Annotated in this window: 4 protein-coding genes and 1 tRNA gene; 1 reads left to right on the top strand and 4 read right to left on the bottom strand. The window is 67.6% G+C overall.

The window, feature by feature from the left end:
* Positions 1-178: 178 nt before the first annotated feature.
* The gene (locus ABGB08_RS40415; RefSeq protein ID WP_347601766.1) at positions 179-640 is read left to right on the top strand and encodes a hypothetical protein; all 462 of its coding nucleotides are present in this window, start codon (positions 179-181) and stop codon (positions 638-640) included.
* A 262-nt stretch (positions 641-902) separates the two neighbouring features.
* Here ABGB08_RS40415 and ABGB08_RS40410 read toward each other — a convergent pair whose 3' ends face one another.
* From ABGB08_RS40410 to ABGB08_RS40395, 4 genes are all read right to left on the bottom strand, one after another.
* Positions 903-2,834, bottom strand: coding sequence for a M3 family metallopeptidase (locus tag ABGB08_RS40410; RefSeq protein ID WP_347601764.1), 1,932 nt, complete (start codon positions 2,832-2,834; stop codon positions 903-905).
* 783 nt (positions 2,835-3,617) lie between these two features.
* A tRNA-Ala gene (locus ABGB08_RS40405) sits at positions 3,618-3,690 on the bottom strand.
* Positions 3,691-3,763: 73 nt separating this feature from the next.
* Positions 3,764-5,218 carry a von Willebrand factor type A domain-containing protein gene (locus ABGB08_RS40400; protein ID WP_347601762.1) on the bottom strand — a complete coding sequence of 485 codons (1,455 nt, stop codon included), beginning with the start codon at positions 5,216-5,218 and terminating at the stop codon, positions 3,764-3,766.
* Positions 5,219-5,317: 99 nt separating this feature from the next.
* On the bottom strand, positions 5,318-7,738 hold the full coding sequence (locus ABGB08_RS40395; RefSeq protein ID WP_347601760.1) for a LuxR C-terminal-related transcriptional regulator: 2,421 nt from the start codon (positions 7,736-7,738) through the stop codon (positions 5,318-5,320).
* Positions 7,739-7,812 lie beyond the last annotated feature (74 nt).

The following is a 7,812-nucleotide window of genomic DNA, read 5'->3' as shown; positions in this document are numbered from 1 at the left end:
CATGATGGGAGGACAGGCACGGATGATCCTCATCGGAGATTACGCAGCGTAGACACCTACGTGATCTTGAGGTTCCGTGCCTGTGTTACGTCTGGCTCCTTGCTCGCGGCCTATCCGCGCGACCTCTAAGGAGCGTCTCCTCATTAGCGTCCTCGGGCGGCTCAGCGCCCCAGAGACGGTGCAAGACGAGGTGTTTCGCAAGTCCCGGCAGGATGAACGCTTCCGCGCGGCCGCTGCGGTCTGGCGAAAGTTGACACCCACATGGATGCAGGTGCTCTCCGATGACCAGACACCCGAACTCGCAGCTGTGGTCCACCGGATCACGCGGCAATCCATGGAACAACGGCTGAAGCACCCGAAAGACCTGGGCGAGACCGTGACCGTTCTCATCGACGATGGACCAGGGACGCGAACTGCCACTGCGGAAATCAGCCGACTCCGACGACTCCATGCCAGCGGTCGCGCTGTTGGGTCGATCAGACTGGTAAGCACGCTGACAGTCCTGGAGCGTGCGGCAGGCGGGCAGCACATCCCCGACAAGCCTGCGATGCGCACCATCTACGCCCACCTGCGCGGCCTCGATGACGGCCTACCGCCAATCGAGAAAACCAATCTCCTGGGATCTTCACGCTGGTCCTGAGATGTGGCGGCCTCCGACCAGGTCGACGTGATGGATCGCTTCACGGTGCCCAGCCTGACTACTGGCGGGCCGATCGAGGGTGGCTGACCTTTCCAGGAGTTCAGCGGCACCCGGCGAGAAGTCCCCAGCCTGGCTGGTCAGGATGAGCTGGCCAGATACGGGCACCCGGGTTCGATGGTCAGGCCGAACCGCCCGCGTTCAGGTCGGCCTCGACGATCCCTGGAGGGCCAAAAGGCGCCATGGAACGCCGAGTCCGCCTTCATCACCTGTCGAGCCACTCTTTGAAGGCGTCGAACTGGAACGGCCGTCCCAGAAAGTCGCGCACCAGTTCCGCCGCCGGAGCCGCGCTGCCGCGCGCGAGAATGGTCTCCGCATACCGCCGGAACAACTGCGAATCGCTCAGGTCAGCACCGGCGAAGGCCGTGAAAAGGTCCTTCGCTATCACCTGTGACCAGATGTACGTGTAGACGATCGCCGAGTAGCCGGCCAAGTGGTCGAGGCTCAGATAGGCCCAGGTTTCCTCGACATACTTGTGGGGCGTGTATTTCTCGTACATTTCCCGCTCTAGGGCCGTCGGGTCGATCTGAGCCGGATCCTTCGCGTGAAGATGGAAGCTGAGCGCCGCGAAGAACAGGTTTTTCGAGGTGGTGATCCCTCTGCTCACTTCCAGTGCGTCGAATAGCTTCTCCGCCATCTCTGGAGGTATCTCGGTTCCGTCCTGATAATGCTTCGCGATGGATGCCAGCGTGCCCCGGTCCGCCAGCCACTCCTCAAGCAGTTGAGACGGCGTTTCAGCGAAATCCCACTCCGTGGTTATGCCGTTCAGACCGGCCCAGCGCCCACCACCGGCCAGAAGATAGTGGAGCACATGGCCGAACTCGTGGAGGAAGGTCCTCGCTTCCGAGAGAAGGAGCAACGCGGGCTCTTCCCCGGGCTGTGGAAAATTACATACCAGTGCGCATTCGGGAATTCGAAGCCCGGCCTTCCCCGACCCCATGAAGAACAGCGCCGCGTGCTGGTATTTGTTCGGCCGAGGGTGCATGTCGAGATAGACCCTTCCGACAAGACGGCCCGCCTGAAGCACCTCGTAGCAGTCGACATCAGGATGCCACAACTCCAGATCGTCGACGACCTTGAACTCCACTCCCGCCAGTCCGCCGAAGAACGTCGTAATGCGCTCTCTGACGCCGTCATACTCGAAGTATGCTCGAATTTCCTGGCTGTCGAGCCTCAATTCATTGAGCCTGACCTCATTCTCAAGGTAGGAGACATCCCAGGGTTCCACCGAATCGGCGCCCGGCTCGGAGCGCCGCTTGTGCGCCAGCAAAAGGGCGTGGTCGCGTGCGGTCCGTTCTTCGGTTGCAGCCGTGACCTCGTCCATGAACTCGCGCACGGCGTCTGCGGACCCGATCATCTTGTCTTCCGTCACATAGGCCGCCCAGTTCGGGTATCCGAGGAGCGTGGCAAGCTCATGCCGACATTTCAGCAGGTTGTTCAGGTTCTCGATGTTCGCCGGGAAACCCCTCTGACGAAAGAGTCTCCACATCGTCTCCCGCACCGCCGAGTTGTGGCAGTACGTCATGACCGGAAAGAAGTCGGGGTGGTCGGTCGTTATTCTCGCCGTCTCGGTTCCATCGACTGTGCGGCTGCGAAGGAAGTCGGCCGGCAGTCCAGCGAGTTCCGAGAGGGGAAACACCGCCGCCCGGGAGTCCGAACGAATCGCCCCTTTGAATTCTTGTTCACACCCGACTAGCTCTTCCCGGAGAAGCTGAATCCGCGCCCTTACCTCTGCCTCTCTGTTCACTCCCGCGCGCCGAAAGTCGCGAAGAACACGCCCCAAGTAGTGCCGCGCTACGGAATCCTGCTCCGGCAAGGTCGATCGTGTCAGCGCCTGATACAGTTCAGGATTGAGATCAATACTCAAGATCGCGTTGTTCAGGCGCTGTTCGGCTTCCCGACCGGCGTCCCGCATCTCCTGGTCGGGATGAACAACCTGAATAACATTCGCAACATATGCGACGTCCTGCAGCTTGCCCCGCATGTCGTCGTAGAGTCCAAGCAGCTCAGAGCTGTCCGCCTCAGGCGAAATGATCGCACCAAACTCATCCGTCGCCTGATCGATCATCTGCTCAACCTTTGCCATCAGATCTTCGAGGCTCCCGGCGATCAATTCGCCGTAAAATGTGGCATGCATTCGACGCCCCTCTCAGGCAGAAGGTCCAGCAAGGCGCCCAGGCCCGCGCCCGATCGGCCGCGATCGATGCCCTACCAGCCCGGACAAATCCAGAGGCTAACCCCCGTCCGACGACATGAGACGGGGCTGGCAGGCCAGAGAACGCCTAAATAACCCTTGCAGCCCAACCGAAAATCAAGGTCCGGTTGAGCACTCCACCGGCATCGGAGAATTCCAAACCTGAGCGCCCCAACATGAGCTCGTCGGCCACCGCCCAAAGATCGGCGCAGAGACCCAGCGCTGCGAAGAGCGGCCCCCATCTTGTCGATGGGCATGCAGACGATCGAGTCGGCTGCACCAGGAAAGGTGCTCCAACCTCGTCGATGTCCAAGGCGGCGGCGAAGCCGGAGGTGGATGGCGAAGCGTGGGATGTTGGCCTTTGCTCGCCGACTGCTGGCCCACCTCGTCAATAGTTGAACTACAAAGCTTCCACGCCAGGTTCTCTTCGCATGAGCCCGACGTGGCCCAGTGCGCAATCTGCGGCGTGGTCGATGCTTCCCGGCACAATGCCGAGTCGTGTTCTGGACTGCGAGATCAACCGAGCGAAGCGAGGCCTTGCCAGGGAGCGGAGCGGCCCGGAGCGACAGCGATGCCGGGACGCGTAAGCGGCCAGGGGGAGCGCGAGGGGGCGACAGCCCCTTCGCATCGGGGGGTTCGGGGGGCGTCCCCCCGTGTCCGCAAATGCGAAATGGCCCGTGGCAGTTGGTCCTGAAGGGCCAACAACCATGAGCCATCCATTTCGCGTGGAGCTATGGGGATTCGAACCCCAGACCCCCTCCATGCCATGGAGGTGCGCTACCAGCTGCGCTATAGCCCCTTGCGTGGTCCGGAGCGGTTTCCCGTTGCGGACCACGTAAGTGTATAGGACATCGGAGAGGAGGTTGTAACCGTTAACCGAGGGCGCGCGTGCGGGTGATCAGGTCGGCGAGTTCGGTGACGGCGGGGTCTTCTGTGGTGGTGGCCAGGCGGGTGGGGCGGGAGGTGAGGTCGTCGAGGGTGACGCCGGGGAAGGGCTCGCGGGTGCGGAGGTATTCGGCGAAGGAGGCGGCGAGGACGTCGATCTGGAAGCGGGGGGAGGTGGCGGTCCAGAGGTCGGTGGCGAGGGTGGAGGTTTCGATGGAGCGGGTGGTTTCTGCGGGGCGGCGGGTGTCGGGGTCCTGCCAGCGGACGGTGGCGGTGGCGAGCTGGCCGGTGGCATCGGGGCGCAGGTGCACGCGGTAGAGCGCGGTGACGGAGTGCCCGGGGCCTATCTCGCCGCCGTCGCGGGAGTCGTCGCGGAACTCCTCGGGGGCCAGGGAGCGGTTCTCGTAGCCGAGCAGCTGGTAGCTCTCGACGACGCCGGGGTTGAAGACGACCTGGGCTTTGGCGTCGCGGGCGCGCAGGTCGAGGGTGGCGGGGAGCTGGTCGACGAAGGCCTTGCGGGCCTGGTCGAGGGAGCTGACGTAGATGGCGGCGCCGTCGCCGTTGTCGGCGAGCTGTTCCATCAGGTCGTCGCCGTACTCGCGGCCGACGCCGACGGAGAGCAGGGTGATCTGCTTGGCGGCGTGTTCCGCGACCCGGTCCAGGATGGTCTGCCATGAGGTGGAGCCGGTGTTGGCGAGGCCGTCGGAGAGCAGGATGACCCGGTTGGTGGCGACGGAGCGGAACGCGCGGGAGGCCTCCTGGTAGCCGGTGATCAGGCCGTCTTCCAGGTTGGTCGAGCCTTCGACGACGAGCTGGTCGATGGCGGCGTGCAGGCCGGAGCTCGCCGAGACGGGGGTCATCGGGATGAGCAGGCGGGCGTTGTCGCTGAACGGCACGATCGCGACCTGGTCGCCGGGCATGAGCTGGTCGACGAGGGTGTGCAGGGAGTCGCGGACCAGGTCGAGCCGCCCTGGCTCGGCCATCGAGCCGGAGACGTCGACGACGAAAGTAAGGTTGGCGGGCCGCCGCGCGCTGCTGTCGGTCGCGCGGGTCTGCAGCCCGAACCGGATCAGCGCCTGCTCGCCGGGCAGCCGCGCCCCGTCGGCGTGTACGGCGAAGCCGTTGTCCGCGGGCTGCGGATAGTCCTGCGCGAACGCGTTGACGAACTCCTCCACCCGAACCTGCCCAGGCTCCGGTAACCGCCCTTCCAGGATCGTACGGCGGGCATACCCATACGAAGCCGTATCCACATCGAGCGCGAACGTGGACACCTGCTGGCCGAGCGTGTCCCGCTGCGCGGGCTGCTCCTGGGCGGCGCCGGCCAGCGGGTCCGGCGGCCGCTGCACGGGATTGGGCGACGAGGAATCACTGCTGCCTCCGCACGCGGCAAGCAGCAGCAGAGCGGAGATCGCGAGAACGAGGACGTACGGTCGTGCTCTCATGGGTCGCCTCCATAGGAATGGTGCTCTTCCCGTACGACGACGCCCTGAGGGAGCACGCCGGGCTCGTCACTCAAGCGACGGCAAACCGTATTCCCGGCGTTACTCCCGGCGCGCGTCCAGCAATTCGGCCAGCGCGGCCCGGTCGTTGACGCCGGTGCGCTCGTACACCGCGTACAGGGTGTTGGCCACGGTCCTGATGGACAGCACCAGCCGTTCGGCGATCTCCCGGTTGGTGAGGCCGCGCGCGGCCAGCACGGCCACCTCGCGCTGGCGCGGGGTCAGCCCGGGAACCTCCAGGTCGAGCAGGGCGAGGGTACGCGCGCCCTGGCAGCGCCGGGTCAGCGTCCAGGCGCGTGTCTCGGCCGACCGGGCCCGCCGGAGCAGCCCCGCGTCCCGGTAGGCCAGGGCCGCCTGGGCGGATGCCTCGGCCGCGTGCAGGGACATGCCGAAGGTTTCGAAGCCGAGGGAGACCTCGTCCAGGTCGCCGGGGGTGGCGGCGGTCGCATGCCGTACGAGCAGGGCGTGGAGGGGGCCCTCGACGGCGAGTTCGGTGAGGCGGGCGGCGGCCGGAGGGTGGCCGAGGCGGACGAGGTCGTGCAGGCCGATCATGGCGTAGGTGGGGTAGGGGCTGGCGGCGACGGACAGGGCGGTCTCGGCCGCGCCGGTGATGTCGCCTCTGGCGGCGCGCGTCCAGACGCGGGCGAGCTGGAGCGGGACCTCGGCGGCGGGCCCGACGGGCACGGCCTGCTCAGCCGCCCGGGCCAGGGTGGCCTCGGCCGCGGCCACGTCACCGAGCAGCGCCTGCGCGTGGGCCAGCTCGCCCAGGCAGCCTCCGGCCACGGCGCTCCGTCGCGGTAGCAGCGCGACCGCTTCGGCAGCGGCGGCTAGAGCCGCTCTGACCTGGCCGCTCAGCCGGAGCGCGGTGGCGCGGTAGGCGCCGAACTGGGCGCTGGACCTGACCCAGTCGTCCTGGCTTCTGGCGAGGTCGGCGAGGCGCAGGGCTTCCGGCAGGTCACCGGTCGACAGCGCGATCCTGATCTGGGCCTCGATCAGCGAGCTGGTCATGCTCGGGTAGAGGTCGGTGTCCGGTCCGAGCGTGGCCATCAGGTTCTCGATCCAGTTCCGGCAGTCCGTGGCCCGGCCGGCGGAGGCCAGCACGACCGCCCGGGTGACGCCGCCGGCGCGCACCCCGCGCGGGCTGAGCGGCCCGAGCCGTTCGGTGGCGTCCAGGCGGGCGGTGGCGGCGTCCAGATCCCCGCCGAACGCGGTGACGGCTCCGGCGACGAAGCCGAGCCCCTGCCGCCCGTCGACGCTGATCTTCCCGTCGTCTGCCGCGTCCAGCACCTGGAGCGCCTGGTCCAGCCGTCCCAGCCCCCACAGCAGGTTGAGCGCGCGCGTGGTCGCGCAGTCGACCCGGCGGTCGCCGGTCAGGCCGGACTCCACCGCGGCGAACACCTCTTCGGCCTCGGCGTAGCGGTCCTGGTAGCTGAGGATGGTGCCGAGTCCGAGCCGCACCGCGGTTCCGCCGCCCGCCTCGATGGCGGCTCTGGCCAGCCGCTCGGCGAGGACCAGGTCGCGGACCGCCCTGGCCTGCTCGGCGGCGCGGGCGAGCAGGGCGGGGTCGCCGGGGGCGCCGCTGTCGAGCCGCCAGACGGCGACCCGGAGCACGTCCTCGCGGCGCCGCCCGCCGGTCGACTCGATCATGTCGGCCAGCCGCCTGAGCACGGCGCGGGTGCGAAGCGTGCCGCACGACTCCCGGATGACCTCCCCGTAGAGGGGATGGGCGAGCCGGACCTGCAGGCGTCTGCCGTCCGGCTGCACGGTGATGAGCTGCCTGGTCTCCAGCCGTTCCAGGACCGGGGAGTCAAGGCCGAGCGGTTCACCGTAGGCGAGGAGTTCGACGATCTCGCGTTCCTCCGCGGTCAGGTCGCCGATGCGGGCCGCGATCGTCTCGCGCAGGGTGCTGGTCAGGGTCAGCGAGCCGTGCCAGAGCCAGAGCCCGCCGACGTCGCGCAGCACCCCGGAGAGCACGAGTTCGCGCAGGTAGAGCGGGTTGCCCTGGCTGGATTCCCAGAACCGGGCGAGGGTGGCGGTCTCGATCTGGCCGCCGAGGGCGGCGGCTAAGACGTCTTCGGTCTCGGCCAGCGAGAGCGGCTCCAGGTCGAGCCGGGGCACCAGGTCGTCCTTCCAGAGGGCGACCACCGCGTCCGGCGCGGCCGCGCCCGTGCGGGTCGTGGCCAGGACCCGGACGCGGCCGTCCAGGACCAGCCGGTGCGCGAGCGCGGCCGACACCGGGTCGAGCAGGTGCGCGTCGTCCACGACCAGGGTCGCCGCGTCGATCGCCGATGCCGCCCAGCTCAGCGGGTTCCCGGCGGGCGGGGTGGGCGGTAGCAGGTGGGCGAAGGCACCGAGCGGGATCTCGGCCGCCGACGCGGTGGCTCGCACCCAGGCGACTCCGTCCAGTTCTTCGACGGCCTGGGATACTAGGCGGCTCTTGCCCGCTCCGGCGGGACCTGCCACGACAATCCCCCGCGAGGCCGACTTTAACGCCGCGAGCGGCGCCGATCGCCCCGCGAAGGGCCACGAGCTGGGCA

It is taken from the genome of Acrocarpospora sp. B8E8, from assembly GCF_039871605.1.
GTDB classification, from domain to species: domain Bacteria; phylum Actinomycetota; class Actinomycetes; order Streptosporangiales; family Streptosporangiaceae; genus Acrocarpospora; species Acrocarpospora macrocephala.
Note: the sequence above shows the minus strand (reverse complement) of the source record. Positions and strands in the feature narration are given on the sequence as shown.